The sequence below is a fragment of the Aeromonas sp. TW 6 genome (genome assembly GCF_013168745.1).
Classification (GTDB): domain Bacteria; phylum Pseudomonadota; class Gammaproteobacteria; order Enterobacterales; family Aeromonadaceae; genus Aeromonas; species Aeromonas caviae.
In genome coordinates this window covers 1-26,173 of sequence record NZ_JABERS010000050.1, presented here as the reverse complement: position 1 = coordinate 26,173, position 26,173 = coordinate 1, and the positions used below count along the sequence as shown (strand labels likewise).

The window sequence follows — 26,173 nt, the reverse complement described above, 5'->3', positions numbered from 1 at the left end:
CAGGCGTGAATGAAGTCGAGAGCTTGGTCGATACGCATAAAAAAATCCGAAACCCAACAAGGAGTTTCGGATTCTTACACAGCCTGAGGATCGGTCAATGGATCCTTAACTGATCGGCATTAGAGCCGATGGCTCCCGTTTTTTATTGCCTGCGCTATCAGGCTGCGTCCTGCTCGGTGCTGAGTGCTGGCTCGCCCCGGGCGAAGCGGTCGGCCCACAGGGCGATGACGCCGTCACCGGTGACGTTGCAGGCGGTGCCGAAGCTGTCCTGGGCCAGGTAGAGGGCGATCATCAGGGCGATGGAGGCCTCACCGAAGCCGAGCATGGAAGTGAGCAGGCCGAGCGCGGACATGACACCGCCACCCGGTGCGCCCGGCGCGGCAATCATGATGACGCCCAGCATCATGATGAAGGGCACCATGGTGCCGTAGCCCGGAATGGCCAGGTGTTCGGAGAGGAACATCACCGCCGTGGCGCAGGTCACCAGGGTGATGGTGGAGCCGCACAGGTGGATGGTGGCGCACAGGGGCACGGTGAAGTTGGCGATGCCGTCGCTCACGCCGTTGCGCTTGCTGGCTTGCAGGGCCACCGGAATGGTGGCGGCGCTGGACATGGTGCCAAGGGCGGTGAAGTAGGCGGGCAGCATGTTCTTGATGAGCATGACGGGGGAGCGCCCCTGGGCGAGGCCGGTGCCGACGAACAGGACGCAGAGCCAGAACCAGTGCATGACGATGGCCATCACCAGCACCACTCCGAAGGTCTTGAGGGTGGCGAAGACGGTGCCTTCCACCGTCATCTCGACGAAGACGCCGGCGATGTAGAAGGGGAGCAGGGGAATGATCACGCGTGCCAGCAGGCGGTCGATGATGTCACGGCCCTGATCGGCGACCCGGCGCAGGTCGGTGGCCTGGGTGGCGCTGATGCCGATGCCGAACACGAAGGCGGCGGCCAGGGCCGACATCACCCCGAACAGGGGCGGGATCTCGAGATTGATGTAGGAAGCGAGCTTGGTGGCTGCCTCGGCGGTGGGTTCGGCGGCCGTGGTCAGGTGCGGGATCAGGTGGCTCGCCACGGTGAAGGCGAACAGGCCCGCCAGTATGGTGGAGCAGTAGGAGAGCCCCACCGTCTTGCCCAGCAGCTTGCCGGAGTTCTTCGGCAGGCTGGCGATGCCGCTCATGATGAAGAAGAGGATGATGAGCGGGATGGTGAAGGTGATGAGCTGGCCTATCACCGTCTTGGCGGTGAACAGCACGCGGGCGACCCATTCGGGGGCATAGAGACCGAGCAGCAGGCCGGCGAGGATACCGGCAACCAGATTGAGAACGAGTTTCATGGGGGAATCCAGGTGTTGGTGTCTGATTTGTTATTTAATTTTGATTTTAATGCCGCTTTTTAACACAAACACCGCATCTTGTCTGCTTTATGGTGGTTAACTCAGGGTTAAATATTGTTAACGGGCTGAATGCCGTGAGGTGTCACTGCCCCCGGGGGCTTTCGCGGATCAGCGCCGCACCAGCAAGGCGTGCAGCCAGGGGCCGTTCACCTCATCTTCCCCCACCCAGCCATGGTGCAGGGTGAAGGGGAGGGGAGCGATCAGGCGTCGCAGCCCCGCCTCGTCGAGCCGGGTCTGCAGGGGATATTCCCCCGACCGTGGCTGCGGTTCGCCCATCCCGTGGGGGAAGGAGGCGTAGAGAGGGCCCCCGGCCTTGAGGAGGGTGGCCAGATGACCGAGCGCCGGGGCTATCTCGTGTTCGGGCAGACAGGGGAGGGAGCCGCTGGCCCAGATGCCGTCATAGGGAACGACGCTTCGCATCTGCTCGAAGCGGCAGACTCGCACCGGCTGGCCGCACAGGCGCGAGGCGGCGGCGGCCTGCGCTCGGCTCGCATCGAAGGCGGTCACGGTGAGGCCTTGCTGGCGAAAGAGGCGCAGATCCTCTCCTGCCCCGCAACCGGCCTCCAGCAGATGACGGCCGCTGCCCAGCAGGGCCAGGAAGGGGGCATGGGCGCCTGCCACGAGGGCGGGGCGAGGGGCGGCGTCGTGCGCCGGCGCGGGGGCGTGTGGCAAGGGTGTCGGGCTCATCGTGGTGGGGGGCGTTACTCTAGCAGGTTTGCCCCCGGCTGTTGAGCATTGGCGGGGGCGGCGCGTCTTGCAGACTCAGGGGTGGCGGCGAAGGGTGGGGCTCGCGATGAGGGTGAACAGGGTATCGAGGAGAAAGTCCGACTCCTCAATCAGATCGATGCGATCCGGGAAGTGCAGCCAGTTGATGATGTAGCCGTCCAGGGTGCAGTGGAGCAGGGTGGCGGCGCGGCGCAGATCCAGCCCCTCGGGCAGTTGGCCGCGACGCACGGCATTGGCCAGGGTGATCTCCAGATCCCGGAAGAAATTCATGGATTGCAGGTGCATGTGCTCGCGCATGACGGCGGCCTCTCCCTCCATGGATTCCAGATTGAACATGATGGTGAACATCTGCTGGTGGGCGGGCTCGGTGCTGATCTTGAGCATCACCTCCTTGAGAAAGCTGCGCAGCTTGCCCAGGGGATCCGCCTCCGCCTCGTCGACGCAGGCATCCAGCTGGTGGGAGAGGGGGGCACACAGCTCCTCCCACAGGGTGACGAACAGCTCTTCTTTATTCTTGAAGTGCCAGTAGATGGCGCCCCGGGTGAGGTCCGTCGCCTTGGCGATATCGGTCAGGCTGGTGCGTGCCAGCCCCTGTTGGCAGAAGAGATCCAGGGCCGTGCTCATGATGTTGCAGCGGGTTTGCTGTGCCTCTTCTTTGGTGCGTCTGGCCATTGACTCCGGTCCTGTTTAAAAGTGAAAAAAGTTTCTTACATACATTCATGAATGTATGTATATTGCCTCATCTTCGCCGTTTTACCAACAGGGGCCTTATAAACCCTGTGGTTTTGTCACTTCTTTTTGATTGAAACTGAGGTTCAGAGACTTGATGCATAAACATATTCTCGCACGTTCGGTCGGCCTTGCCTTGCTGGCAAGCGGCCTGCTGGCTGGCTGTGGTGACAAGGACGGGGCCCAGCAGGCCATGGGGGAGATGCCTCCCGCCGCCGTGGACGTGGTCACCCTCCATACGGCCCCCCTGCAACTGTTGTCCGAGCTCACCGGCCGCACCGCCCCCCTGCGGGTGGCCGAGGTGCGTCCCCAGGTGAACGGCATCATCCTCAAGCGCCTGTTCACCGAGGGGAGCGACGTCAAGGCCGGTCAGCTGCTCTATCAGATCGATCCCGCCGTCTATCAGGCCGAAGTGGCTTCCGCCAAGGCCAACCTTGCCAAGGCCGAGGCCAACGAGCGCAGCGCCCGCCTCAAGGCCCAGCGCTACGCCGAGCTGGTGAAGGTGAAAGCCATCAGCAGCCAGGAGTATGACGACGCCGACGCGGCCTGGAAACAGCAGCTGGCCGAGATCGGGGCCGCCAAGGCCGCATTGCAGACCGCCAACATCAACCTGGCTTACACCCGCATCACGGCCCCCATCAGCGGCCGCATCGGCAAGTCGGCGGTGACCGAGGGTGCCCTGGTGACCGCCCAGCAGGCGGACAGCCTCACCTCCATCTCCCAGCTCGATCCCATGTACGTGGACGTGCGCCAGTCCACCGCCGACCTGCTGCGCCTCAAGCGCCTGGTGGCCGAGGGCAAGCTGACCCAGGGGGAGAAGGACGGGGCCGGTGTCAGCTTCCAGCTGGAAGATGGCAGCCAGTATGGCGAGAAAGGAGCCCTCCAGTTCTCCGACGTGACCGTGGACGAGGCGACCGGCATGGTGACCCTGCGGGTGATCGTACCCAACCCGGATCAACTGCTGCTGCCCGGCATGTTCATGCGCGCCACCCTGCAGGAGGGCGAGCGCCCGCAAGGCCTGCTGGTGCCCCAGACTGCCGTGACCCGTACCCCCAAGGGCGGTGCCACCGTCATGGTGGTGACGGCGGACAACAAGGTGGAACTGCGTGAAGTGCAGGTCGGCCGCATGTCCGGCGACAGCTGGGTGGTGGAGTCCGGTCTCAAGGCTGGCGAGAAGGTGATCGTCGCCGGTCTGCAGAAAGTCAAACCCGGGGTCGTGGTGGCGCCCACTGAACGTGCCGGCAACAGCGCACAACAGACCCCGGCAACCAAGCAGTAGGATGGAGTAGTCGCCTCATGGCACGTTTTTTCATAGATAGACCCATTTTCGCCTGGGTGATCGCCCTGGTGATCATGCTGGCCGGGGCCATGGCCATCATCGGCCTGCCGGTGGCCCAGTACCCGACCATCGCCCCGCCGGCGGTTGGCATCTCCGCCAGCTACCCGGGGGCCTCCGCCAAGACGGTGGAAGACTCGGTGACCCAGATCATCGAGCAGAACATGACCGGGCTGGATCACCTGCTCTACATGTCGGCGCAATCGGACTCGTCAGGGAACGTCAGCGTGACCCTCACCTTCAAGCCGGGCACGGATCCCGACATCGCCCAGGTGCAGGTGCAAAACAAGCTGCAACAGGCCATGTCGCTCCTGCCCCAAGAGGTGCAGCAACAGGGCGTGCGGGTCCAGAAGACCTCCAGCAGCTTCCTGATGGTGGCCGCCTTCATCTCCACCGATGGCGCCATGACCAACGATGACCTGGCGGACTATGTGGTAGCCAACATCAAGGAGCCCCTGAGCCGTCTGGACGGGGTCGGTGACATCACCTTGTTCGGCAGCCAGTACTCCATGCGCGTCTGGCTCGATCCCCACAAGCTCAACCGGGTGCAGATGACCCCGGCCGACATTCAGGCCGCCATCAAGGCCCAGAACGCCCAGGTTGCCTTCGGCAAGCTGGGGGGGACCCCTGCGGTGAGCGATCAGCAATTTACCGCCACCATCATGGGCCAGACCCGGCTCTCCACCGTGGAGGAGTTCAACAACATCCTGCTGCGGGTGAACCAGGACGGCTCCAAGGTCCAGCTCAAGGACGTGGCCCGGGTCGAGCTTGCCGGTGAAAACTACGACGCGACCGCGCTCTACAACGGCCAGGCCACCGCCGCCGTCGCCATCAAGCTGGCGACCGGTGCCAACGCCCTGGACACCGCCGAGCACGTGCGGACCAAGCTGGGTGAACTCTCCGAGTACTTCCCGGCCAACATGGAGATCGTCTATCCCTACGACACCACGCCGTTCGTGAAGATCTCCATCGAGGAGGTGGTGCAGACCCTGATCGAGGCGATCTTCCTGGTGTTCTGCGTCATGTATCTGTTCTTGCAGAACTTCCGGGCAACCCTGATTCCGACCATCGCGGTGCCCGTGGTCCTGCTCGGCACCTTCGGGGTGATGGCGGCCTTCGGCTTCTCCATCAACACCCTGACCATGTTCGGTCTGGTGCTCGCCATCGGCCTCTTGGTGGATGACGCCATCGTGGTGGTGGAGAACGTGGAGCGTCTGATGAGCGAGGAGGATCTCTCCCCCCTCGAGGCGACCCGCAAGTCCATGACCCAGATCACCGGCGCCCTGGTGGGCATCGCCCTGGTGCTGTCGGCGGTGTTCGTGCCCATGGCCTTCTTCGGTGGCTCTACCGGTGCCATCTATCGCCAGTTCTCCCTCACCATCGTCTCGGCCATGGTGCTCTCGGTGCTGGTGGCCTTGATCCTGACCCCGGCCCTGTGCGCCACCCTGCTCAAACCCATGAAGCACGGTGAATTCGGCGCCCAGCGCGGTTTCTTCGGCTGGTTCAACCGCTTCTTCGACACCAACGCCAACCGTTACCAGAACGGCGTGCGCAAGGTGATCAAGCAGGGCACCCGCTACGGCATCATCTATCTGGCCATGCTGGCGGTGCTGGCGGTGCTCTTCATGCGCATGCCCACCTCCTTCCTGCCGGAAGAGGATCAGGGGGTCATCATGTCCATGGTGCAGCTCCCGGTGGGGGCGACCAAGGAGCGGACCGAGGTGGTGCTCGGGGAGATGCGCGACTACTTCCTCGAGAACGAGAAGGAGAACGTGGACTCCGTGCTGACGGTGGCGGGCTTCAGCTTCGCCGGTAGCGGTCAGAACAGTGGCATGGCCTTCATCAAGCTAAAGGACTGGAGCGAGCGCAAGGGAGAAGAGCGCAGTGCCAATGCCATCATCGGCCGCGCCATGGGGTTCCTGTTCAGCATCAAGGAAGCCCAGGTCTTCGCCTTCAACCTGCCCCCCATTCCGGAACTCGGCACGGCCACCGGCTTCGACTTCTTCCTGCAGGATCGCGGTGGTCTGGGTCACGAGAAGCTGATGCAGGCGCGCAACCAGTTGCTCGGCATGGCGGCGCAGGATCCCAACCTGGTGCGGGTACGCCCGAATGGGATGGAAGACACGCCCCAGCTCGACATCAAGATCGATTACGAGAAGGCGCTGGCCCAGGGGCTCTCCATCACCGACATCAACAACACCCTGTCGGCGGCCTGGGGCTCCTCCTATGTGAACGACTTCGTCGACAGAGGCCGGGTCAAGAAGGTCTATCTGCAGGCGGATGCCCCTTTCCGGATGAACCCGGAAGATCTGAAGCTGTGGTACGTGCGCAACAGCGCGGGCCAGATGGTGCCCTTCTCCGCCTTTGCCAGCACGGAGTGGAGCTTCGGCTCGCCCCGTCTTGAGCGCTACAACGGTGTCTCCGCCATGGAGATCGTCGGTGAGGCGGCCCCTGGCAAGAGTACGGGTGATGCCATGGCGGCCATCGAGGAGATGGTGAAACAGTTGCCGGAAGGGATCGGCATCGAGTGGACCGGCCTCTCCTTCCAGGAGCGTCAGGCAGGCTCCCAGGCGCCGGCCCTGTACGCCATCTCGCTCCTGGTGGTCTTCCTCTGTCTGGCGGCCCTCTACGAGAGCTGGAGCATTCCGTTCTCGGTCATGCTGGTGGTGCCGCTCGGGGTGCTGGGGGCCATTTTGGCCGCGACCCTGCGCGGGCTTGAGAATGACGTTTACTTCCAGGTGGGCCTGCTCACCACGATCGGGCTGTCGGCCAAGAACGCCATCCTCATTGTCGAGTTCGCCAAGGAGCTGCACGACAAGGGGATGAGGCTCGGGGATGCGGTGGTGGAGGCCTCGCGTCAGCGCCTGCGCCCCATCCTGATGACCTCGCTCGCCTTCATCCTGGGGGTACTGCCCCTGGTGATCAGCACCGGGGCGGGCGCCAGCAGCCGAAACGCCATCGGGACCGGCGTGATGGGGGGGATGATCAGTGCCACCGTGCTCGCCATCTTCTTCGTGCCGCTGTTCTTCGTGCTGGTGATGCGCTATTTCACCGAACGCAAGCATGCCGGGGAAGAGAGTGTCCACACCAAGGAGATCAACCATGACTAAGACCCTGATCGCCCTTGGCGTGACCCTGATGCTGGGGGGCTGCTCCATGGCCCCCGACTACCAGCGCCCCGAGCTGCCCCAAGGCGCCTCCTGGCAAGCTGACCTGGCCGCCAAGGGGGAACTTGCCCCCTGGCGCCAGCAGTTCCAGGACCCGGCCCTGCAGACGCTGATCGGCACCGCCCTTGAGAGCAACCGGGATCTGCGCCTGGCAGCCCTCAACGTCGAGGCCTACGAGGCGAAATACCGTATCCAGCGGGCGGCCCAGTTGCCGACCCTGGCCGCCAGTGGCAGCGGTACCCGCCAGCAGGGATCCGATGACCTCAGTAGTACGGGGCAGGGCACCATCAGCAGCCAGTACGGCGCCAACATCGGCATCACCGCCTATGAGCTGGATCTGTTTGGCCGGATCCAGAGCCTGAAAGATCAGGCCCTTGAGACCTATCTGGCGCAAATCGAGACCCAGCGCAGCACCCAGATTGCGCTGGTGGCCTCGGTGGCCAATGCCTACTTCACCTTGCTGGCGGATCAGGAGTTGCTGGCCCTGAGCCAGGCGACCCTCGCCACCGAGCAGGAGAGCTATGCCCTGACCGAGCACAAATACCGCCTGGGCGCCGCCTCCGAGATGGAGCTGGCCCAGGGGCGCACGGCACTGGAAAACGCCAAGGTCAGCCAGGCGCAATACCAGCGTCTGGTGAAGCAGGACAGAAACGGTCTGGCCCTGCTGCTTGGCACCGATATCCCGGTGCTGGCGGCACAACCGGCTACCCTGGCCGAGGTGAAACTGGCGCCGATCCCGGTGGGGGCGCCCTCCAGCCTGTTGCAGCAACGCCCGGACATCCTGGCGGCGGAACACAACCTGAAGGCGGCCAACGCCAACATAGGGGCGGCCCGCGCCGCCTTCTTCCCGACCATCTCGCTCACCGCGACGGCGGGCACCGCTAGCAACCAGCTGAGCGGTCTGTTTGACGGCGGCACCGGCACCTGGACCTTCATGCCCCAGATCAATTTGCCCATCTTCGATGGCGGCAAGCGCGTTGCGGATCTGGACGTGGCCGAGGTGGGAACCAGGCAGGCGGTGGCCAGCTACGAGAAGAGCATCCAGACCGCCTTCAAGGAGGTCGCGGACACCCTCGGTGCCCAGGCGGACTACGCGCAGCAGTTGCAGGCACAACAGGCGCTGGTGGATGCCAACCAGACCTACTTCAGGCTGGCGGAGGTGCGTTACGAGCAAGGGGTGGACAGCTACCTGACCCGCCTCGATGCCCAGCGCTCCCTGTTCAGCGCCAAGCAGGGGCTCATCAGCACCCGGCTCGCCCAGCTTAGTAACCAGGTCGCCCTCTACAAGGCGGTCGGTGGCGGCTGGCAGGCGCCGAAGGACGCAGAGCCGGCATCAGACAAACAGGGTTGACCCCTCGGGATTGACGTAAAAAGCATCAGGGGCAAACCACTAGGTTCGCCCCGTTTTTTATCTGTCATGTCGAGAAGCCAAATCGAGGCAGTGACAACGGCGCTCCCTGTCCGGGGCAGGGAGCGGGCAGGAGGAGCCCACGCTCATGGGCGCCGCCCTCGGCAACCATCATGACCCGCCTGGAGGTGACCACCTCATCGCCGTCATCCGTTGCGCCGGACCCAGGAGATGCCATTTATCGCATAAGCTGTGCCGTAATTATTCTTTCAAAGAATAAATGGTCGACTCTTATAGTCAGTCACTCGCCCCTCATTCCAAGGATGTGAAATGAAACGACTCGTGCCCGCCACCCTGCTTGTTGCAGGACTGGCTCTCGCCCCGCTGGCCCAGGCGACCACCCTGCTCAACGCCTCCTATGACGTGATGCGCGATTTTTACAAGGAGTACAACGGAGCCTTCCTGAAGCACTGGCAGGCCGAAGGCGGGGAGCCACTGCAGATCAACATGTCCCACGGCGGATCGAGCAAGCAGGCGCGCGCCGTCATCGACGGCCTGCCCGCCGATGTCATCACCATGAACATGGCCACCGACATCAACGCCCTCGCCGAGCATGGGGGCCTGGTGCCCAAGGGGTGGGCGGATCGCCTGCCGGATCACAGCGCCCCCTTCACCTCGGCCACCGTGTTCATCGTGCGAAAGGGCAACCCCAAGGGGTTGAAGGATTGGCCTGATCTGCTCAAGGAGGGGGTACAGGTCATCGTGCCCAACCCCAAGACCTCGGGGAACGGCCGTTACACCTACCTGTCTGCCTGGGGGTATGTGCTGGAGCAGGGGGGCGATGAAGATGCGGCCAGGGCATTTGTCGGCAAGCTGTTCAAGCAGGTTCCCGTGCTCGACACCGGCGGCCGCGCTGCCACCACCACCTTCATCCAGAACCGCATAGGGGACGTGCTGGTCACGTTCGAAAACGAAGCCGAGATGATTGCCCGGGAGTTCGGTCGTGGCAGCTTCGAGGTGGTCTATCCGAGCGTCACCGCCGTGGCCGAGCTGCCGGTGTCAGTGGTGGACAAGGTGGTCGACAAGCAGGGTACCCGCAAGGAGGCCGAGGCCTATCTGACCTACCTCTGGTCCGACGAAGGCCAGCGCATCGCCGCCAGCAACTATCTACGCCCGCGCAACCCGGCGATCCTCGCCGAGTTTGCAGACCGTTTCCCGAACGCCACCTTCCTCAATGTGGTGAAGACCTTCGGCGCGTGGCCTGTGATCCAGCGCACTCACTTCAAGGAGGGCGGGGTGTTCGACCAGATCTATGCCCAGCGCTGAGGCGCCCCGGGATAACGATGCTTGCCCAGGTGCAGCCGAGACGTGGCTGCCTGGCAGCCCTCTCTGTTGGTGGGGCCAGGTTGGTGTGTCAGGCTCTGAAAGATGAACAGGACCGTCGCGGATGGCGGTGTCCTGGAGGGGGAGGGTGTTCTGGCGCAGTCACACCGGCGTCTTGGCCAGAGACCCGGGACAAAAAGCACGAAGGGTTGGCCTCGCACTGAGGCCAACCCTTCGTCTGTCTGGTGCCGGTAATAGGAGTCGAACCTACGACCTTCGCATTACGAATGCGCTGCTCTACCAACTGAGCTATACCGGCGGCTTGATGTTCAGAGTCGTGAAAAAAGCCGGACAAGTCAATTGAGCCAACTCGATTTTATGAGTTGGCTCATGATGTTAAGGCATATCAGAGGTCAACGAACTCCGGGATGTGGGCACGGCCGCGGCTCTCGAGAAAATCGAGCAGTGCGCGGGGGGAGCGGGCCAGGATCCGCTCATGTGGGAAGTTGGCTTCGGTGACCAGCCGATGGCAGTGATCAAAGTCGCCGAGGCTGAATGCCACGTGGGAGTCGGAGCCGAAAGTGAGGTAGGCACCCAGATCGCGCGCTGCCTCGACGATGGCGCGGCAGTTGCTTTCACTACCTGCACGGGAGTGACTGAACGAGGAGTTGTTGACCTCCAGCGCCACTCGATACTCAGCCGCTGCCTTGACCACCGCCTGGATATCGATAGGGAAGGCGGGGTTGCCGGGGTGGCTTATCATGTCGACCCGACCACTTCGAATGGCGTTGATCATGGCCTGCGTATGGGTCGCCTGATCGCAGGGGGGAAACACCGGTTCGTGAAAGCCCGCCATGATCATGTCGAGCCGCGATTCGTAGCGCTCGGGGAAGTCTATTTCACCGTCGATGTTCTTGATGTTGGCTTCGATGCCGCGCAGGATGCCGACCCCGTCCACGACCCTGGGCAACACGTGCAGATTGACGAAATGCCAGTAATGCGGGGCATCTGCCATGTCCGGGCCATGGTCCGTGGTGGCGAACAGCTTGATCCCCTTGGCTTTGGCGATGGGCAGGTAATCGTGAATGGTGCTGTAGGCGTGGGTGCTGGCGACGGTGTGCGTGTGGGTATCGACCGTATACTTCATCTTCTCTCCCCTCTGGCATGAGGCGACAGCATAGCAAGATTGGCGAAGCCGGGCCATGTGGCTGGTTGTCATACTTTGTCACAATTTGGGTCTGTGCTGACAAAGTCTGATGACGTTTCAGTGCGAGGATGGCGACATCGATGTAAGCCTGAACACCCATCGATGGGTCGACACTGGATGGTCAGACCCGTTTTCCCCGCCGTCGCCCCTGCGACGGTTTTTTTTGGTTCTCTGTCGGCGCATCGGGTGACGGCAGGCCAAAAAAATGCCCAACTAGCATAACGCAGGTTGGGCGAGACTTAATGTTTAATTGCAGTGGCATAGATATAGAGTGCCGTCTCGCCGTGAAGTTCCCGCCATCTTCCCTCTTTTTTGATTAAAAACATTTAGCCAACACTTGTTCACATTCTCTTGACATGGGTGGGCGTGAAACGTACTTTTTAAACATTCGTTTAAGTGAGGTGTCCAGTGAGTAAAATCGATACCAAGAACCGTATTCTCGATGCCGCCGAGGTGCTGTTTGCCGAGCGGGGGTTCGCCGATACCTCGTTGCGTCTGATCACCAGCGAGGCCGATGTGAACCTGGCTTCGGTCAATTATCACTTCGGCTCCAAGAAGGAGCTTATCCAGGCGGTGCTCGACCGTTATCTGAGCCTCTTCATGCCGGCACTGGACGGGCGGTTGCAGACGTTGATGGCGCAGGATCAGCTGACCCTGTTGCAGGTGTTCGAGAGCTTTGTCGAACCCCTGATGAAACTGTCGGCCGTCAGGGCGAATGGTCCGGCGCTCTTCATGCAGTTGCTGGGGCGCGGCTATATCGACAGTCAGGGCCACCTGCGCCGCTTTATTACCACCCATTATGGGGCGACCCTGCACGGGATCACCCAGGCCATCTCCAAGGCCAATCCGGATTTGTCGCCAGCGGATCTCTTCTGGCGCCTGCACTTCACCCTGGGCACCGTCGTCTTCACCATGGCCTCTGCGGATGCCCTGCGTGACATCGCCCAGGCCGATTTTGGCCAGCAGCTCGATGTGGAAGGGCTGGTGCGCAACGTCATTCCTTATCTGGCGTCCGGTGTCGGGGCGCCCGTGGAGTCGACCAGGCTCTCCCTGGTCGTGTAACACCTAACAATAATCAACGGAAACAGTGAAATAGAAGGAACTTCGGTATGATCACATTGCTTGTCCTGCTGGTGCTGGCGATAGCCGTGGTGCTCGGTGTCCCCGCCATCCGTAAAAAGGTGGTGACCCGCCCCGTGTTCGGCATCTTCAAGAAGATACTGCCGCCCCTGTCGGCCACCGAGCGGGAGGCCATGGAGGCCGGCTCCGTCTGGTGGGACGGGGAGCTGTTTCGCGGTAACCCGGACTGGAAGAAACTGCACGGCTACGGCAAGGCCGAGCTGAGCGCAGAAGAGCAGGCCTTTATCGACAACCAGGTCGAAACCCTGCTCGCCATGGTGGACGACTTCAAGATCGTCAACGAGACCAAGGACCTGCCGGAGCCGGTGTGGGACTATCTGAAGAAAGAAGGCTTCTTCTCCCTGATCATCCCGAAATCCTACGGCGGCCGCGAGTTCTCGGCCATCGCCAACTCCACCATCGTGACCCGTATCGCCACCAAGAGCCTGAGTGTCGCGGTCACCGTCATGGTGCCCAACTCCCTCGGCCCGGGCGAGCTGCTGATGCATTACGGCACCCAGGCCCAGAAAGATTTCTGGCTGCCGGGGCTGGCCAACGGCAAGGAGGTGCCCTGCTTCGCCCTGACCGGGCCGGAAGCGGGCTCCGATGCGGGCGCCATCCCGGACAAGGGGATCGTCTGCAAGGGGATGCACAAGGGTGAAGAGGTGCTGGGCATTCGCCTGAACTGGAACAAGCGCTACATCACCCTGGCGCCGCGTGCTACCGTGCTGGGGCTGGCGTTCAAGCTCTATGACCCGGAAAAACTGCTGGGTGACAAGGAAGAGATCGGCATCACCTGTGCGCTGATCCCGACCAGTCACCCTGGCGTGCGCGTCGGCGATCGCCACTACCCCATGGGGTTGGCGTTCCTGAATGGCCCGACCTTCGGCAAGGATGTGTTCATTCCGCTCGACTGGATCATCGGTGGCCCGGATTACGCCGGCCGCGGCTGGCGCATGCTGGTGGAGTGCCTCTCCGCCGGTCGCGGCATCTCGCTGCCAGCCCTTGGCACCGCCTGCGGTCACATGGCGAGCCGCACCGTGGGCGCCTACTCCTACGTGCGCAAGCAGTTCGGCATGTCCATCGGCAAGTTTGAAGGGGTGCAGGAAGCGCTGGCCCGTATCGGCGGACTCACCTATCAGCTGGAAGGGGCTCGTCGCATGACTGCAGGTTCCCTGGATTTGGGTCAGGCACCGGCCATCGTCACCGCGATTTCCAAGTACCACATGACCGAGATGGCCCGCCAGGTGATGGATGACTCCATGGACATCCACGCCGGTCGTGCCATCCAGCTGGGCCCGAAAAACTACACCGGCTACGCCTACATGGGCATTCCGGTGGCCATCACGGTGGAAGGGGCCAACATCCTGACCCGCAACCTGATGATCTTCGGGCAAGGGGCCACCCGCTGCCATCCGTATGTGTTTGCAGAGCTGGAAGCGGCGGCCGACACCGATGTGGAGCGTGGTCTCGAGAAGTTTGACGCCCTGTTGATGAAACACATCGCCTTCGGTACCGGCAACTTCTTCGGTGCCCTGTTCCAGGGGCTGACCCTGGGCCAGTTCAACAGCGCCCCGGTGGCTGGCGAAACCGCCCGCTACTACAAGCAACTCTCCCGCATGAGCAAGGGGCTGGCCCTGTGCGCCGACGTCTCCATGCTGATGCTGGGTGGCGATCTCAAGCGTAAGGAGATGATCTCCGCCCGTCTGGGTGACGTGCTGAGCCACCTCTACCTGGCCTCCGCCACCCTCAAGCATTACGAGGATCAGGGCCGCATGGTCTCTGACCTGCCGTTCGTGCAGTATGCGGTGGAGCGCAACCTCTACCTGATTGGCAAGGCGTTCGAGGGCTTCTTCCAGAACTTCCCGAACAAGGTGGTGGGTGCCGTACTCAAGCGGGTGGTGTTCCCGTTCGGCGTCGGTTACAAGATGCCGGCGGACGATCGCTGCCATGCCATCTGCCTGGCCATGATGACGCCGGGCGAGTTCCGGGATCGTCTGACCGCGCTCTGTTATGTGGGCAAGGATGAGGCGGATCCGGTGGGGCTGATGGAGCGTGCCTTCCAGGCCATGGTCTCGGTGCAGCCCATCGAGAAGAAGCTGATGCAGGCCCAGAAAGAGGGCAGACTGCCCCGCAAGCTGGCGCTGCCTGAGCTGGTGGCTGCGGCCCTGTCCCAGTCCATCCTCGGTAAGGAGGAGGCGGACAAGCTGCTGGCCGCCGATGCCCTGCGCTACGAGGCTATCCAGGTGGACAACTTCGCTCCTGGCGAGCTGGAAGGATTGTCTCAACCGAACACGGTCGAGCATGCAGCCTGACCCCGAGCGTAAACCGACAACCGGCCCTAGTGGCCGGTTTTTTGTTGTTTAACCAGGCATTTACAAGGTCGATTAATTCCAGTTTAATGCAATGGCCCCCACCCTTGGGGCAGGAAGCAAGGCCATCGGAATGGCCGATAACAACAACTCAGGAAGAGTGAATGAACCTCGCCAAAACGGCGATCGAACGCCCCATCTGGGTGGCGGTCTCGGTCGTGCTGATTTTTTTGCTGGGCCTGCTCAGCATCCGGGGACTGCCCGTCCAGCTGTTTCCCGACATAGACCGTCCTCACCTCAACATCACGGTGGACTGGCGTTCGGCCTCGCCCCAGGAGATGGAGTCGGAGATAACCGATCCCATCGAGCAGGAGATGCAGGGGGTACAGGGGCTCAAGAGTCTCAGCAGCAACAGCTACCCCGGCTTCACCGAAATCGACATGGAGTTTGCTCTAGGCACCGACATGCAGCGGGCCCAGCTTGACGTCATCTCCCGCCTGAACCGGGTCTCGGGGCTGCCGGACAACATCGGCGGTCCTTACGTCAACAACTACAGCAGCAACGACACCCTGACCTTCTTCTTCATCCAGCAACTGCCCGGCGCCAAGGGGGAGATAGACGATCACCAGGCGCTGATCGAGGCGAGGGTCAAGCCCGAGCTGGAGCGGATCCCCGGGGTGTCCACGGTCGACATCGAGGGGATCAACGAGCGCCAGATCCAGATCCGTTTCGACCCTTACCGCGCCGCCGAGCTGGGGGTGGAGATCCCGGTGCTTGCCAGCCGGGCAACGACGGGCTGGGATGTGTCGGCTGGCACCCTCGACATCGGACGCTGGGAGTACAAGCTGCGCTTTGCCGGTCGCTATGACGTGGCGGCCCTGGGGGACAAGGTGGTGGACTGGCGTGACGGCCTGCCCATCTATCTGCGGGACGTTGCCGAGATCAGAGTGGCCCGGGAGGAGAACCCGGTGCTGCGCATCCAGAACGGCAACACCGCCATCGCGGCGCAGATCTTCAAGGAGAGCGGTGCCAATGCCCTGGCGGCGCTCGAGGGGATCAAGACCAAGGTCGGGGAGCTCAACCGGGAGGTGCTGGAGCCGGTCGGCCTGCACATGGAGCAGTCGTTTGACGCTTCCCTCTACATCAACCGGGCGGTGAGCATGGTGACCGCCAACCTGGGGCTCGGGGTGCTGCTCTCCTGCGCCATCCTCTGGGTCTTTCTTCGCCAGCTCAAGGCGACCCTGATGATCGCGATCGCCATCCCCATCAGCATCATGCTCACCTTCTGCCTGCTCAAGGTGATGGGGCGGACCCTCAATATCATCTCCCTGGCGGGCATTGCGTTTGCGGTCGGCATGGTGCTCGACGCCGCCATCGTGGTGCTGGAGAGCATCTACCGGCGCCATGAGCGGGGTGACATCAGCAAGGGAGAGGCGGCGCTGGAGGGCACCCGCCGGGTGTGGACCGCTCTGGTGGCGTCCACCCTGACCACGGTCGCCATCTTCCTGCCGGTGCTCCTGCTCAACGATGTGGAAGGGCAGTTGTTTGCCGATCTTGCGCTCACCATCGCCTGCGCGGTGACCGTCTCCATGGTGGTGGCGGTCACGGTGTTGCCTGCGGTGGCGGCGCGCTGGATGGGGCACGAGCGGCTGATTGATCCCTTTGAGCGCCTGTGGTGCCGCGCCACTCGCCATGTTATCCGCTGGACTGCCACCGCCCCCAGGCGCTGGGCCATCATCGTCCTGATGATGACGGGGCCTGTGCTGGCGAGCTGGTTGATGTTGCCCAAGATGAACTACCTGCCGGATGTGAAGCGGGACGCCATCGACGTCTGGATGAGTTTCACCCCCGGGGTCAATCTCAAGGCCCAGCGGGAGGAGGTGATCGATACCCTGATTGCCCGCCTCGACCCCTATATGAAAGGGGAGAAGGAGCCTGTCCTCAAGAACTACTACATCCTGCGCTACCCGGGTGGTGCCCAGATCGGGGTGCGGCCAAAGGAGGAGAGCCAGATCAAGGTACTGGAGCAGCTCTTGATGAAGCAATTGCTGGTGGGCATTCCCGACACCCGGGTGTTTGGCGGTCAGGGGTCCCTGTTTGGCGGTTTTGACAGTGAAAACAGCATCTCCCTGCTGATCCAGGGAGGTGGGCTGCCCGAACTCTATCAGGCGGCCCGGGAGAGCATGACCATAGTGCAGCGGGACTTGCCCGGCGCCCAGGTCAGGCCAGAACCCGGACTCGATTTCACCGCTCCCGAGCTTCGGCTGGTGCCCCAGGACAGGCGCCTGGCCGAGGTGGGCTGGGATCGCTCCCCCATGCCCGCCATCATCCAGACCTTTGGCGATGGTCTGCGGGTAGGCGAATATTTCGACGGGGATGAGCGGCTCGACATCCTGCTGATGGGGCAGGCCTCCGCCAACCCGGACGAGCTCAAGGCGGTGCCGCTTGCTACCCCGTCCGGGCGCATCGTTCCCCTTGGGGAACTGCTGCGGGTGGAGCCGCAACTCGGGCCTGAGAGCATCTTCCGATCCGATGGGCGGCGCAGCATCAGTCTGCAGATTTCGCCCCCGGCGGGGATGAGCATGGAGCAGGTGCTCGACACCCTGCAGTACAAGAGCTTTGCCGCCATCCGGCCGTTGCTCCCGGCCGGGGGGGAGCTGCGGGTCGCCGGCAATGCCGACAGCCTGCAGCAGGCGCTGGGCAACCTCGGCAGCATCTTCCTGTTCGCCGTGATGATACTGCTCATTCTGCTGTGGGGGGTCTTCGCCTCCCTCAAGGATGCCGTGCTGGTGCTGCTCACCTTGCCGCTCGCCACCGTAGGCGGCGTGCTGGCGCTGCACCTGAGCGGTCTGGTGGCGCCGCTGCCGATGGACTTGCTCACCATCATCGGCTTCGTCATCCTGCTCGGGTTGGTGGTCAACAACGCCATTCTGCTGGTGCACCAGACCAGGATGGCCGAACGGGAGGGGATGAGCCGACAGTCGGCAGTCACCGATGCTCTGCAAAGCCGGATGCGTCCCATCGCCATGACCAGCTTCACCAGCATCTTCGGCATGCTGCCCCTGATGCTGAGTCCGAGCGAGGGGAGCGAAATCTACCGGGGGCTGGCCACCGTCATCGTCGGCGGCATGAGTTGCAGCACCCTCTTCACCCTGATCCTGTTGCCCGCCTTCCTGCGGTTGGGGGAGCAGACCGACATACCGCACGCCCTTCGGCAGCGTGCCTGAGCAAGGAGCTCATCGATGACACAAGGTTTCACAAGGATAGTGGTGGGGGCTCTGCTGCTGGCTGGCGGGCTGCCTGCGCTTGCACAAAGCAAGATGGTGACGCTGGCGGAGGTGGCCCAGGGAGAGGCGGGGGCCAGCATATGGGTCAGCGGCACGGTGGCGAGCCGCCAGCAGGCGGCGCTCAGCGCCGAAGTGAGCGGTCGGGTGGAGTGGATAGCCGAGTTTGGCAGCCGGGTGAAGGCGGGGGACGAGTTGTTGCGCCTGGACAGCGCGCCCCTGCGCCTCTCGCTGGAGCAGGCGAGGGCGGAACAAGCCAGAGAGGGGAGCAACCTGCGTTACGCTCGCGCCGAGTTCCAGCGCCTGGATCGTTTGCACCAGCAAAAGAGTGCCTCCCAGAGCCAGTATGACAAGGCGCGCTATGACGTGGAGCAGGCTGAGCTGGCCGAGCAGCTAGCGCGGGTGCAGGTGCGCCAGATTGAGGAGCAGCTGCGCAGAAGCCGCATCTTTGCCCCGTTTGACGGGGTGGTGAATGAACACTTCATCCAGCCGGGGGAGCATGTGGATGCGGGCGAACAGGCGCTTGAGCTGGTCAATCCGGACCAGCCGGATATCCGGTTGCGTGCGCCTATTGCCTGGGCCCGGCAACTGGCCACCCAGACCCGGTTGCGGGTGGAAGGGGAGCAGCTCAGCAGCCACGCCATCTATTACCAGCGGGCGGCGAGCGCCGATCCCAAGTCCCGGCTCATCGAGCTGCGCCTCAAGCCGGAAGTAGGCACCTTCATCATCGGCTCGCCAGTGCGGGTGGCGCTGCCGATGGGAGAGCAGCACACCATGCTGCTGCCTCGGGATGCCCTGGTGCTCGGCACCGAGGGGAGCGTGGTCTATCAGGTGGAGCAGCGCGGCGAGGCGCTCACGGTGAACCGGGTGCCGGTCACCGTGCTCTTTGGGGACAGCCGGGAGGTGGCGGTGAGTGGCGCCCTCAAGCAGGGAGACAAGGTGGTGGTGCGCGGCGCCGGCAGCCTGCAGGATGGGGACAAGGTGGAGCTGTTTCGCGGTTGAACCTGGGGCAGATCCCATAAAAAAACGGCTCCCGCGGGAGCCGTTTTGTTGTAGGGAGGAGGGGCGATTACTCGACCATCATCACCTTGCAGGTGTTGGTGCTGCCGACGGTTTCCATCTTGTCGCCGTGGGTGAGCAATACCATGTCGCCGCTTTGCAGCAGTCCCTTGGCCTTGAGCACGTCCAGCGCGTCGCGGCACACCTCGTAGACCGGCTTGGTCTCGTCGCCATCAAACAGCACGGGGGTGACGCCGCGGTAGAGGTTGGCCCAGGCCAGGGTCTTGTTGTGAGGAGACATGGCGAAGATGGGCAGGCCGGAGCTGATGCGGGACATCAGCAGCGGGGTGGTGCCCGACTCGGTCAGCGCCACGATCGCCTTGACCCCTTCCAGGTGGTTGGCCGCATACATGGTGGACATGGCCACCGCCTCTTCCACCGAGGTGAAGGTGTAGCTCATGCGGTGGTTGGAGACGTTCAGGCTCGGGTGCTTCTCGGCGCCCACACAGACGCTGGCCATGGAGGTCACGGTCTCGATGGGGAACTGGCCGGCGGCGGTCTCGGCGGAGAGCATCACCGCATCGGTACCGTCCAGCACGGCGTTGGCCACGTCCATGACTTCGGCACGGGTCGGGAGCGGTGCGTTGATCATGGACTCCATCATCTGGGTCGCGGTGATGACCACGCGATTCAGGCGGCGGGAGTGGCGAATGAGCTTCTTCTGCACACCCACCAGTTCGGGGTCGCCGATTTCGACACCCAGGTCACCACGGGCCACCATGACGGCATCGGAGCCAAGGATGATGTCTTCCATCGCCTCGTCGCTGGCGACGGTCTCGGCGCGCTCGACCTTGGCCACGATCTTGGCGTTGGAGCCAGCTTCGCGGGCAAGTTCGCGGGCGTAGCGCAGATCATCGCCGCTGCGGGGGAAGGAGACCGCCAGGTAGTCCACGTTCATGCGGGCGGCGGTCTTGATGTCTTCCTTGTCCTTCTCGGTCAGGGCCGGGGCGGAGAGGCCGCCACCTTTCTTGTTGATGCCCTTGTTGTTGGATAGCGGGCCGGCCACGGTCACCGTGGTGTGGATTCGGGTGCCTTCGACCTGTTCGACCTTCAGTTGCACGCGGCCATCGTCCAGCAGCAGGATGTCACCGGATACCACGTCCTGCGGCAGGCTCTTGTAGTCGATGCCGACCTGCTCCTGGCAGCCTTCGCCCTTGCCGAGGGCGGCATCGAGAATGAACTTGTCACCGATGGCGAGGTAGATCTTGCCATCCTTGAAGGTGGAGACGCGGATCTTGGGGCCTTGCAGATCGCCCATGATGGCCACGTGGCGGCCCAGCTTGGCGGCGATGTCACGCACCTGGTTGGCGCGCTGGATATGATCTTCAGGAGTGCCGTGGGAGAAGTTCATCCGCACCATGTCGGCACCGGCGCGAATGATCCCCTCGAGAATGCCGTCGCGATCGGTCGCCGGACCGAGTGTGGTAACAATCTTTGTACGTCTTGGCATGAAAGACTCCAATGTGAAGTTGATATGACTTGAAATACTGCCCCGTCAAGCATGTGGCATGGCGCCAACTGGCAGGCCATCTGGGTGGCCTTGTTTGATTGAATTTCGATACTACACCAAGCCCGTTGGCATAGACAGTCGGTGGCGGACCCCCGAATGATCAGGAGGAGTGCGGGGTATCAAAGCGGGATTCGCGCAAACCTTCTTTGACTTTCTTCAGGTTTTCGCGAAATTTCATGCCACGGCGCAGGGTGAAACCGGTGGCCAGCACGTCCACCAGGGCGAGCTGGGCGATGCGCGAGGCCATGGGCATGTAGACGTCGGTGTCTTCCGGCACGTCCATGGAGAGCACCAGGTTGCATTCGCGGGCCAGGGGAGAGTCCTTGGCGGTCATGCCGATGACGGTGGCATCGTTTTCCCGGGCCAGCGCGGCAATTTCCACCAGGGCCTTGGTGCGGCCGGTGTGGGAGATGAGGACCACCACATCCCCTTCGCTGCTGTTGATGCAGCTCATGCGCATCATGACGATGTCATCGAAGCTCACCACGGGGATATTGAAGCGGAAGAACTTGTTCTGGGCATCCCGGGCGACGGCGGAGGAGGCGCCCAGACCAAAGAAGCTGATCTTCTTGGACTGGGTCAGGATGTCGACGCAGCGGTTGATGGCCGAGATGTCCAGGCTGTTCTTGGCGGCATCGAGGCAGGCCATGGTGGATTCGAAGATTTTGGCGGTATAGGTGTCCGGGCCGTCTTCCGCTTCCACATGGCGGTTCACATAAGGGGTGCCGTTAGCCAGGCTCTGGGCCAGGTGCAGCTTGAAATCGGGAAAACCCTTGGTATCGAGGCGACGGCAGAAACGGTTGACGGTCGGTTCGCTCACATCGGCCAGCTTGGCCAGGGTAGCAATGCTGGAGTGAATGGCGGTCTGGGGTGAGACCAGGATCACTTCAGCCACCTTACGCTCTGATTTACTGAAACTTTCCAGATTGTTCGTAATTTTATCGAGGGTATTCATCATTACCACCAGGCATTTTTGTAATTTAACTTCAGTGTCTGTGCACTAAATTCACAGCTCAAGCAGGTTTCCAGTCTCCGCGATGACTATACAAGACAAGCGCTTATCGGAACTAATCTCGGCCCTGCAAAGTATGACTCATGTCTAATTATTTCGTGTTTTTAGTTGCAAACTTCCATTTGCGTCTTGAAAACGCTTACAAATGTTGCAAAGCAACAACACTGTGAGCGGGCGCACACTTGTCTGCATAAATCGCGCAGCCCGGCTGCGGGCTCGAGTAGTATTGCAGCCAAATAATAATGTCGGGACGGTAAGGGCCGCCCCGAGTCGGTAACGAAGGAGTTTGTTATGCAGCATACCCATGCGCTGGTGGGCGACGTTGGCGGTACCAATGCCCGGCTGGCCCTCTGCGAACTGGCGACGGGCGCCATTTCCCAGGCAAAAACCTATTCAGGGCTGGCCCATCCCAGCCTGGAGGCCGTGGTGCGCCTCTATCTCGAAGAGCACGATGCCACCGTGGGCGAGGCGTGCATCGCCATCGCCTGTCCCATCAATGGTGACTGGGTCGCCATGACCAACCACAGCTGGGAGTTCTCCATCCGCGAGATGCAGGCCAACCTCGGCCTGGCACGCCTGCAGGTGATCAACGATTTCACTGCCGTCTCCATGGCGGTACCCGTGCTCGGCGAGAGCGATCGCATCCAGCTCGGGGGCGCGGCTCCGGTAGCCGGCAAGCCCATCGCCATCTATGGCGCAGGGACCGGCCTTGGCGTCGCCCACCTGGTGCAGGCCGGTGAGCAGTGGCTGAGCCTGCCGGGTGAGGGCGGTCACGTGGACTTCGCCGCCAACACGGAAGAGGAAGATGCGGTGCTGCAGGTGATGCGCGGCGAGCTGGGTCATGTGTCGGCGGAGCGTTTCCTCTCGGGCCCCGGGCTCGTCAATCTCTATCGCGGCCTGGTCAAATCCGATGGCCGCGAGCCCGAACCCTTTGCCCCCAAGGACATCACCGAGCGCGCGCTGGCGGGGGATTGCCTCGATTGCCGTCGCACCTTGAGCCTGTTCTGCGTGCTCATGGGCCGCTTTGCCGGCAACCTGGCCCTCAACATGGGCACCTTCGGCGGTGTCTACATCGCCGGTGGCATAGTGCCGCGCTTCCAGGAGTTCTTCATCGGATCGGGCTTTCGGGTCGCCTTCGAGGACAAGGGGCGCTTCAAGCCTTATCTCAAAGACATTCCGGTCTTCCTCATCACCCATGAAGGACCGGGGCTGCTCGGTGCCGGCGCCTATCTGCGCCAGTCACTCGGGATCCGTCTCTGAGCCTTGCCAGTGTGAACATGGTTCAGTCCCGATTCAGTGACCGGGGCGTAAAGTGAACCTACGTACTCAAGAGGACGGGGCTTCATAGGGAATTGAAACCGGTCTTCATCCGCTGGGTGCGCATTGTCACCTGACAAGCCTGAACTGTTTTACCGGCCCTCGCGGCCGGTTTTTTTATGCCTGTTGTTTCTGCGCGAGCATGGGGCCGAGGGGAGCGGCAGGCCAGCTTCTGATGGGGGCGTAAGCTCGTCAGCCTCGCTGCCATGTGCTTGGCCTGGTCGAAGCATAAGGAGTGAGGCGTGAGACAGGGCAAGCACCGGGATGGCAATGCCCGAATGCGGCAGGGGCCAGGTACTGGCCCCTGCGCTGTCAGGGGAGGGTGATGTGGAATCTCGCGCCGCCGAGCGGGGAGTCATCCACCCGGATCTCGCCGCCGTAGCTGTGCACGATTTCGGTCACCACGGCGAGGCCAATCCCCTGGCCGGGGGAGCTGTCAGCCCGCACGCCGCGCTGGAAGATCTGCTGCGATTTGCCGGGATCGATGCCGGGACCGTCGTCTTCCACCACGATGAGCAGGCCGCGCTCCCGGTGGCGGACATGAACCCGGATCTCGTTGATGGCGAATTTGCAGGCGTTGTCCAGCAGGTTGCCCATCAGCTCCATCAGATCGCCCTGCTCGCCGTGGAAGAAGACATCATCGTCAAACTGGAAGCCGGTCTGCAGCTTCTTGTGGCGATAGACCTTGGCGAGACTGGCCAGCAGCTTCTCAATGAGGGGAACCGGTTCGGTGCCCTTGCTGGCGAGGCGCTTTCGTCCGGTGACGGCGCGGCGCAACTGGTACTGGATGATCTGATCCATGGTGGTGATCTGTTCATTGATGTTGTCATGGATGTCGTGGCCGAGCTTGAGCTCCTGGGCGGTGATCTGGATGAGCGCCAGCCGGGTTTTCAGGCTGTGGGCGAGATCGTTGAGGGCGTGCTGGTAGCGCTGGGTCTGCTGGCGTTCGTTCTCCAGCAACTGGTTGACCGAGCTTGTCAGGGGAGTCAGTTCGCGCTCGTAGTCGTTTGACAGTGCCTCTCGCGTACCGGCGCGGATCTCGTCAATCTGGCGCGCCATGGTACGCAGGGAGGAGAGGCTCCAGAAACTGGTGAGCAGCAACAGAGCGCCCAGCAGACAGTAGGCGAGCAGCGCCTGGCGAATGCAGCGGTAGAGGTAATCGCGGGTCTGGGCCTGATAGCGCCTGGCGGAATCGACCATCACCACGTAGTAGGTGGTGGGGCCGGCGCCATGATTGCGCAGGAAACGCAGGCTGTAGATGAAGTAGCTCTCGCCGTTCTTGATGGTATGCAGCTTGAAGAAATAGTCCTGATCCAGTCCCCCCAGGTATCTCATCAGATCCCGGCAGATGGTCTCCTTGATGGAGACCACCTCCGGCATGTGGAGGCTGGACCAGCTCAGCTCCCCGTCGGCGCGGCAGATCAGGGTGTCGAGATTGGGGTCGATGGCATCCGGGGTGAGCTTGCCAAGATCCGTCATGGCATGGGGCTCCGGCTGCTTGGACGAGAACAGCTTGGAGAGGTTCTCCTGCATGCGGACACTGGCTTTCTGGGCCTGCTCCTCGGCATGGCCGAGGTAGAGGATGTAGACGGAGAAGGCCATGATGAGCGCGATGACCAGCATGGCACTCAGCATCAGCTTGAGGTGCAGGGAGCGGCGGATCAGGGCCAGGGGATGCAACATGGCAAGGCGCATCAGCTGCAGGCGAGGTTGAAGATGTAGCCCTGGCGGCGGATGGTGGAGATGGGCTGGATGCTCCCTTCCGGATCCAGTTTTTTGCGAAGCCGGCTCACCATCACCTCGATGGTGTTGGGATCCCCTTCACCATCCCCATAGAGCTGATCCAGCAACTGCTGTTTGGAGACTACCTGACGGGCATTTCGCATCAGGTATTCCAGGATCAGATATTCGAAACTGGTCAGCACGGTGACCTCGCCAGCGATGGTCAGCTCCTTGCGGGAGAGATCCAGCTCGTAGTCACCCGCCTTCACTCTGGGGGAGATGAAGCCGGCGCTGCGGCGTACCAGCGCATTGAGACGGGCCAGCAGCTCGTCCTTCTGGAAGGGTTTGACCAGGTAGTCGTCCGCCCCGGCCTCCAGTCCTTCCACCTTGTCCTGCCAGTTGCCTCTGGCCGTCAGCACAATGATGGGAAAGGGGATCTGCTGCTCGCGCAGGCGGGTGATGAGCTGAAGGCCGTCCATGTCAGGCAGGCCCAGATCGATGATGGCGACATCGATGGGGTAGTCGGCTGCGTAGTGCAGCGCCACCTGGGCATTGTCCGTGCCGTAAACCTGGTTCTGGGCCTCTGTCAACAGGGTGGAGAGGTGGTGATTGAGCAGCTTGTCGTCTTCAACCAGTAGGATTTTCATAAGATGCATGATGATGAGGGTCCAGGCTGTCAATTAGAGGGTCAACAAGGGGGAGAGTCAATCCGGATCCTACCTGACCCCGCTGTATCGGGACTGAATCATCCCTGCCTTCTGTCCTCATGCATTTCCCATGATGCAACGCTGTGTCATCAGCCTCGTGTTCAGGCTCGCTATCCGTGCCTGCCGGTTTCTGGGTGTTGAGGGTCAGAGCCGGTGCAGGGGCTGGTCGCGACCATTCTTATCGCACAAGCGGCATGCCGCTTTCAGCCTGCCGGTACACAGGGGTGGGGGGCCTTGCTGGCGTCAGGCCATCCCCGAGTGCCTGCAAGCACTTGAGGTATGTTTTTAATTGTTTGAAATTAAACATGTTTACATTGCCTTGCCTGGATGCTGGAACAAAGCAGGGCAATCCCCGGCAACGGCTGAGTGGATTCACGGAGGGCAGTATCACATGAATGGTTTTTTTTGAATCCTGATTTCAATAGGCGCTTTCCTATTGTTTTGACTGTTCATCTTTGGGTTAAACAAGATAGAATCTGACCCCGAATCGGGTTTGGGGCGCAGATAGCCCAAGATGTGAGCAATGCAGGCTGTGGACTGCCTGGGTGTGCAATGTAATGCGACAACATTGTTAAACATCAATCAAAACAAGAAGCTGGAGGATGTGATGGCCAACAGCACGGACAATCAGGTTAAAAGCAGCATGTTGGGAGCTGTAACCCAAGGGCGGTAGCATAAGCTTTGTTCACCTTCTGGGCTGACAACGGCATAATCTGCGTTTCCATCAATGTTGTTTATCCACGCTACTGAAATAAAGTTCCAACCTATTGAGGTACCTGATTACCCATGACCCTCAGCCAGCTTCAAGAGCCGATATGGCATCGGAGGGCTTGCCACGACTGCATGCCCCAATTCAACCAACATGCTCTTGAGGTCAAAACGATGATTAAACCGGAAGCAGT

General features: G+C 62.0%; 17 protein-coding genes, 1 tRNA gene and 1 pseudogene. 9 read left to right on the top strand and 10 right to left on the bottom strand.

Annotated elements, in window-relative coordinates:
- Window positions 1-157: 157 nt before the first annotated feature.
- The 3 genes from HKD46_RS18240 to HKD46_RS18230 form a co-directional block, all read right to left on the bottom strand.
- Entirely contained in the window at window positions 158-1,333 is a 1,176-nt protein-coding gene (locus HKD46_RS18240; RefSeq protein ID WP_113978044.1) for a dicarboxylate/amino acid:cation symporter, read from the bottom strand.
- Between the two features lie 168 nt (window positions 1,334-1,501).
- Window positions 1,502-2,065, bottom strand: a complete 564-nt coding sequence (locus tag HKD46_RS18235) for a bifunctional 2-polyprenyl-6-hydroxyphenol methylase/3-demethylubiquinol 3-O-methyltransferase UbiG (RefSeq protein ID WP_223302571.1) — start codon at window positions 2,063-2,065, stop codon at window positions 1,502-1,504.
- A 90-nt stretch (window positions 2,066-2,155) separates the two neighbouring features.
- Window positions 2,156-2,791 carry a TetR family transcriptional regulator gene (locus HKD46_RS18230; protein WP_041213205.1) on the bottom strand — a complete coding sequence of 212 codons (636 nt, stop codon included), beginning with the start codon at window positions 2,789-2,791 and terminating at the stop codon, window positions 2,156-2,158.
- A gap of 154 nt (window positions 2,792-2,945) precedes the next feature.
- Between HKD46_RS18230 and HKD46_RS18225 the strand changes: the two genes are divergently transcribed.
- The 4 genes from HKD46_RS18225 (at window position 2,946) to HKD46_RS18210 (ending at window position 10,025) form a co-directional block, all read left to right on the top strand.
- On the top strand, window positions 2,946-4,127 hold the full coding sequence (locus HKD46_RS18225) for an efflux RND transporter periplasmic adaptor subunit (RefSeq protein WP_010673710.1): 1,182 nt from the start codon (window positions 2,946-2,948) through the stop codon (window positions 4,125-4,127).
- 17 nt (window positions 4,128-4,144) lie between these two features.
- Window positions 4,145-7,294, top strand: a complete 3,150-nt coding sequence (locus HKD46_RS18220; protein ID WP_041213203.1) for an efflux RND transporter permease subunit — start codon at window positions 4,145-4,147, stop codon at window positions 7,292-7,294.
- Complete coding sequence (locus tag HKD46_RS18215; RefSeq protein WP_103261412.1) at window positions 7,287-8,702, top strand: efflux transporter outer membrane subunit; 1,416 nt, start codon at window positions 7,287-7,289, stop codon at window positions 8,700-8,702. The genes HKD46_RS18220 and HKD46_RS18215 overlap by 8 nt, the downstream gene beginning before the upstream one ends.
- 327 nt (window positions 8,703-9,029) lie before the next feature.
- Window positions 9,030-10,025: a sulfate ABC transporter substrate-binding protein gene (locus HKD46_RS18210; protein WP_171865777.1), complete on the top strand. Its 996-nt coding sequence runs from the start codon at window positions 9,030-9,032 to the stop codon at window positions 10,023-10,025.
- Between the two features lie 240 nt (window positions 10,026-10,265).
- On the opposite strand, the gene HKD46_RS18205 is transcribed toward HKD46_RS18210, so the two are convergent.
- A tRNA-Thr gene (locus HKD46_RS18205) sits at window positions 10,266-10,341 on the bottom strand.
- An 87-nt stretch (window positions 10,342-10,428) separates the two neighbouring features.
- A complete protein-coding gene (locus HKD46_RS18200) occupies window positions 10,429-11,169 on the bottom strand; it encodes a phosphatase (RefSeq protein ID WP_005324180.1) in 741 nt (246 codons plus the stop codon).
- Between the two features lie 468 nt (window positions 11,170-11,637).
- Between HKD46_RS18200 and HKD46_RS18195 the strand changes: the two genes are divergently transcribed.
- The 4 genes from HKD46_RS18195 (at window position 11,638) to HKD46_RS18180 (ending at window position 18,946) form a co-directional block, all read left to right on the top strand.
- Entirely contained in the window at window positions 11,638-12,291 is a 654-nt protein-coding gene (locus tag HKD46_RS18195) for a TetR/AcrR family transcriptional regulator (protein WP_128296967.1), read from the top strand.
- Between the two features lie 47 nt (window positions 12,292-12,338).
- Window positions 12,339-14,663, top strand: coding sequence for an acyl-CoA dehydrogenase (locus HKD46_RS18190; RefSeq protein WP_171865776.1), 2,325 nt, complete (start codon window positions 12,339-12,341; stop codon window positions 14,661-14,663).
- A gap of 161 nt (window positions 14,664-14,824) precedes the next feature.
- Window positions 14,825-17,887: an efflux RND transporter permease subunit gene (locus tag HKD46_RS18185; protein WP_171865775.1), complete on the top strand. Its 3,063-nt coding sequence runs from the start codon at window positions 14,825-14,827 to the stop codon at window positions 17,885-17,887.
- Between the two features lie 15 nt (window positions 17,888-17,902).
- Complete coding sequence (locus HKD46_RS18180; protein ID WP_171865774.1) at window positions 17,903-18,946, top strand: efflux RND transporter periplasmic adaptor subunit; 1,044 nt, start codon at window positions 17,903-17,905, stop codon at window positions 18,944-18,946.
- Window positions 18,947-19,013: 67 nt separating this feature from the next.
- Here HKD46_RS18180 and pyk read toward each other — a convergent pair whose 3' ends face one another.
- A complete protein-coding gene (pyk, locus tag HKD46_RS18175; protein WP_041214849.1) occupies window positions 19,014-20,453 on the bottom strand; it encodes a pyruvate kinase in 1,440 nt (479 codons plus the stop codon).
- Window positions 20,454-20,613: 160 nt separating this feature from the next.
- Complete coding sequence (locus tag HKD46_RS18170; RefSeq protein ID WP_164883084.1) at window positions 20,614-21,471, bottom strand: MurR/RpiR family transcriptional regulator; 858 nt, start codon at window positions 21,469-21,471, stop codon at window positions 20,614-20,616.
- 345 nt (window positions 21,472-21,816) lie between these two features.
- Between HKD46_RS18170 and glk the strand changes: the two genes are divergently transcribed.
- Window positions 21,817-22,785, top strand: a complete 969-nt coding sequence (glk, locus tag HKD46_RS18165; protein WP_039041241.1) for a glucokinase — start codon at window positions 21,817-21,819, stop codon at window positions 22,783-22,785.
- A 369-nt stretch (window positions 22,786-23,154) separates the two neighbouring features.
- Here glk and HKD46_RS18160 read toward each other — a convergent pair whose 3' ends face one another.
- The 3 genes and pseudogenes from HKD46_RS18160 to HKD46_RS18150 all read right to left on the bottom strand — a co-directional run.
- Window positions 23,155-24,525 (bottom strand): ATP-binding protein, encoded by a 1,371-nt coding sequence (locus HKD46_RS18160; RefSeq protein ID WP_409240931.1) that lies wholly within the window; start codon window positions 24,523-24,525, stop codon window positions 23,155-23,157.
- 11 nt (window positions 24,526-24,536) lie between these two features.
- On the bottom strand, window positions 24,537-25,211 hold the full coding sequence (locus HKD46_RS18155) for a response regulator (RefSeq protein ID WP_161470333.1): 675 nt from the start codon (window positions 25,209-25,211) through the stop codon (window positions 24,537-24,539).
- An 840-nt stretch (window positions 25,212-26,051) separates the two neighbouring features.
- Window positions 26,052-26,173: pseudogene (locus HKD46_RS18150) on the bottom strand (IS1595 family transposase); the annotation flags it as partial.

Excerpts from the sequence above, each read along its gene's own strand:
- HKD46_RS18240 (WP_113978044.1), bottom strand. The coding sequence starts at position 1,333 with ATGAAACTCGTTCTCAATCTGGTTGCCGGTATCCTCGCCGGCCTGCTG.
- HKD46_RS18230 (WP_041213205.1), bottom strand. The coding sequence starts at position 2,791 with ATGGCCAGACGCACCAAAGAAGAGGCACAGCAAACCCGCTGCAACATC.
- HKD46_RS18225 (WP_010673710.1), top strand. The coding sequence starts at position 2,946 with ATGCATAAACATATTCTCGCACGTTCGGTCGGCCTTGCCTTGCTGGCA.
- HKD46_RS18220 (WP_041213203.1), top strand. The coding sequence starts at position 4,145 with ATGGCACGTTTTTTCATAGATAGACCCATTTTCGCCTGGGTGATCGCC.
- HKD46_RS18215 (WP_103261412.1), top strand. The coding sequence starts at position 7,287 with ATGACTAAGACCCTGATCGCCCTTGGCGTGACCCTGATGCTGGGGGGC.
- HKD46_RS18210 (WP_171865777.1), top strand. The coding sequence starts at position 9,030 with ATGAAACGACTCGTGCCCGCCACCCTGCTTGTTGCAGGACTGGCTCTC.
- HKD46_RS18200 (WP_005324180.1), bottom strand. The coding sequence starts at position 11,169 with ATGAAGTATACGGTCGATACCCACACGCACACCGTCGCCAGCACCCAC.
- HKD46_RS18190 (WP_171865776.1), top strand. The coding sequence starts at position 12,339 with ATGATCACATTGCTTGTCCTGCTGGTGCTGGCGATAGCCGTGGTGCTC.
- HKD46_RS18185 (WP_171865775.1), top strand. The coding sequence starts at position 14,825 with ATGAACCTCGCCAAAACGGCGATCGAACGCCCCATCTGGGTGGCGGTC.
- HKD46_RS18180 (WP_171865774.1), top strand. The coding sequence starts at position 17,903 with ATGACACAAGGTTTCACAAGGATAGTGGTGGGGGCTCTGCTGCTGGCT.
- pyk (WP_041214849.1), bottom strand. The coding sequence starts at position 20,453 with ATGCCAAGACGTACAAAGATTGTTACCACACTCGGTCCGGCGACCGAT.
- HKD46_RS18170 (WP_164883084.1), bottom strand. The coding sequence starts at position 21,471 with ATGATGAATACCCTCGATAAAATTACGAACAATCTGGAAAGTTTCAGT.
- glk (WP_039041241.1), top strand. The coding sequence starts at position 21,817 with ATGCAGCATACCCATGCGCTGGTGGGCGACGTTGGCGGTACCAATGCC.
- HKD46_RS18160 (WP_409240931.1), bottom strand. The coding sequence starts at position 24,525 with ATGTTGCATCCCCTGGCCCTGATCCGCCGCTCCCTGCACCTCAAGCTG.
- HKD46_RS18155 (WP_161470333.1), bottom strand. The coding sequence starts at position 25,211 with ATGAAAATCCTACTGGTTGAAGACGACAAGCTGCTCAATCACCACCTC.